Origin of the sequence: uncultured Corynebacterium sp., from assembly GCF_902782855.1 — a bacterium.
GTDB lineage: Bacteria > Actinomycetota > Actinomycetes > Mycobacteriales > Mycobacteriaceae > Corynebacterium.
This window is the reverse complement of the sequence record NZ_CACZOO010000243.1, coordinates 1-2,402: the sequence shown is the minus strand read 5'-3', so window position 1 is coordinate 2,402 and position 2,402 is coordinate 1. Positions and strand designations below refer to the sequence as shown.

Sequence of the window (2,402 nt, the reverse complement as noted above, 5' to 3'; positions counted from 1 at the left end):
CGCACTTCCCGAACGGTGACTCCGCCCACGCGCTGCGTCTCTGCGATGGTCAGCCCCGCGGCCTCGATAACAGCATCAAGCTCCGCCGGCGTGCGGAACCCGGAGCCGACCAGCGTGAGGTTCAGCAGGTCAGCCTCGGCCGCATGCTCATCCGGCCCCTCGTCGGTGATGTCGAAGGTCGGTTCCACCACGATGATCCGCTCGCCCTCGCTCAGGCAGGACGCCGCCCTGCGCAGCAGCAGTGCCGCGTCCGCGTCAGGATGATTCGCCAGTTCACGGGCGATGAGGATCGTGTCGGCCGCCGGTGTCGCATCGAATCGGGCCTGCTCCAGCACGCAGATCCGGTGGCGCACGGCCTTGTCCGGGACGGTCTCGGGGAGGTCTTTACGCAGCCAGGCGGCTTCGGCTGGCATGGCGGAGATCATCGCCTTCGCCTCGGTGTTCCTGGTCAGGATCGCACCGGCGAGCCCGACCGCACCGTCGGAGTGGATCACCAGACTGCGGGTCGCGTCGAAGATCCCGGAGGACGCCAACCGCGCCCCCATGAACGTTGCCCCACCGGTGGAGCTCTCCAGCTGCCGGGTTAGGTAGTCGGCGTCCTCCCGCAGGCCGGCGTAGTCGGTGCCCGCCACTGATCGGTAGGACGCCTTCCCCGTCCTCAGTGACTCCGCCAGACCACGGAAGGCTAGTTCGCGGCGCGTGACGAAACCGTCGGCGACGAGGTGGTCGTGGACATGCTCATTGGTGAGCACCTCGCCGGTCTCGCTGAGCTGGTAACCGTCCGCCCCACTGGGCACAAGAATGTCGAGGGCCTGCAGGTAACGCAGGAACTTGCGCAGCGCCCGCGCGTCGGTCCCGGTGGCCGCCACCAGGTCATCAACGGCGGTGGTGCCCCGGGAGATCCGGTCGGCGATGCCGAGGTCCGCGGCGACGCGCAGAGCCAACGGCGGCAGGATCTCGGCCATCTCATGGATCTTCGAGAAGGCGGTCTCGTTCTTCTCCGGGTCGGGCACGGCGGCGTCCTCGGCGAGAGCGACGACGGTCTGTCGGCGCCAGTAGCCGGTGAAGTCGATCCACGCCTTGTCCATCCCGCGGACCTCCACGAGGTGGCGTCGCAGGTCGCGGACCACGGACTGTTCTCCGGCGATCCAGGCCCACACCTGACCGTCCGGCCAGGCGGCGCCTTCGACGGCCCCCAGCAGCAGCGAGTTCTCCCCGGTGCCGCGACCGTGCCTGATCAGCCAGGTGACGGCCATGCCGGGGATCTCACGCAAGTCACAGCGGTGTTCCTCCTCCGCGACCTCGATGAACACCTGGCCGTTTGCAGTGTCGGGCAGTTCCTCGAGCAGCCGGGCGATCGCCGGAAGCGCGGTCTCGTCTCCGGCGACGAGGAACTGATCCACTCCCTCAGGCACCGGCTTGGTCGATGGTGGTCCGGGCCAGTGGCTTGGGATCCTTGGGGAACCGGACGGTCCCGTCCTCGAAGATCGGCAGCACCGGTTCGCTCTCCCCCGGGTATGGGAAGAACATCTTGAACGGGTCATCGAAGCCCTCGGAGCGGAAGGCAGGGTAGTCGGTGCCGTCGACGGTGTAGCCGGCCAGCTGGTCGCCGGTCAGGGTGATGCGGCGCATTCCGGGGGTCACGTCCGCCACCTTCTTCACGGTGAGTGTCCGTGGGGTCAGGGTGAGCAGGTTGACGGGTCGAACACGACGTGGCATGGGAAAACTCTCCTTGGTGGGTGGTTAATCAGTGGGACGGGGACGCCTGGGCGTCCCAGAGCCGGGCGTACTGCCCGCCGGCGGCGAGCAGGTCGGTGTGGGTACCGTCCTCGATGACCCGGCCGTGCTCCATCACCACGATCCGGTCGCAGGACGCCGCCTGGCTCAACCGGTGCGCGATGACCATCCCCGACCGGCCTGCCAGCGCGGCGGCTGCGGCCTGGTCGAGGACGTGGGCGTGGGCTGAGCCGGTTTCGGCGGTCGCCTCGTCGAGAATCGCCAGTGCCGGCGCGGCGAGCAGCACCCGGACCAGGGCGATGTGCTGTTCGGTGGCAGTGGTCAGCGGCGCGCCGCGGGGCCCAAGGTCGGTGTCCAGGCCGGCGGGCAGCCGGTCGAGCAGGTCGAGCGCCCCGGCGACCCGCAGTGCCTCACGGACCTGGGTGTCGGTGGCCCCGGGTGCGGCGAGGGTGAGGTTGTCGCGCAGGGTGCCGGCAAAGATGTGGGTCTCCTGGCTGACCAGCACCGTGCGCTCCGGAGCCTGGACGGTTCCGGTGTCCGGGGTGTGGATGCCGGCGAGCAGGGCCGCGACGGTGGTCTTGCCCGCCCCGGAGGTGCCGACGACGGCGAAGTGTTCACCGGTGCCGATGGTCAGGGTGACGTCGTGGAGGACCTCGGGGCCGTCG

General features: G+C 69.4%; 3 protein-coding genes. All 3 read right to left on the bottom strand.

Features of this window, described 5'->3' with window-relative positions:
* A partial coding sequence (locus QZV72_RS10045; RefSeq protein WP_297008083.1) for a siderophore-interacting protein occupies window positions 1-1,415 on the bottom strand: 1,415 nt, incomplete at its 3' end.
* On the bottom strand, window positions 1,408-1,719 hold the full coding sequence (locus QZV72_RS10040; protein ID WP_297008082.1) for a siderophore-interacting protein: 312 nt from the start codon (window positions 1,717-1,719) through the stop codon (window positions 1,408-1,410). The genes QZV72_RS10045 and QZV72_RS10040, both read right to left, overlap by 8 nt.
* Window positions 1,720-1,747: 28 nt before the next feature.
* A partial coding sequence (locus tag QZV72_RS10035) for an ABC transporter ATP-binding protein (RefSeq protein ID WP_297008078.1) occupies window positions 1,748-2,402 on the bottom strand: 655 nt, incomplete at its 5' end.

What these genes read in the sequence shown, in the direction of transcription:
- QZV72_RS10040 (WP_297008082.1), bottom strand. Translation starts at nt 1,719, where the DNA reads ATGCCACGTCGTGTTCGACCCGTCAACCTGCTCACCCTGACCCCACGG.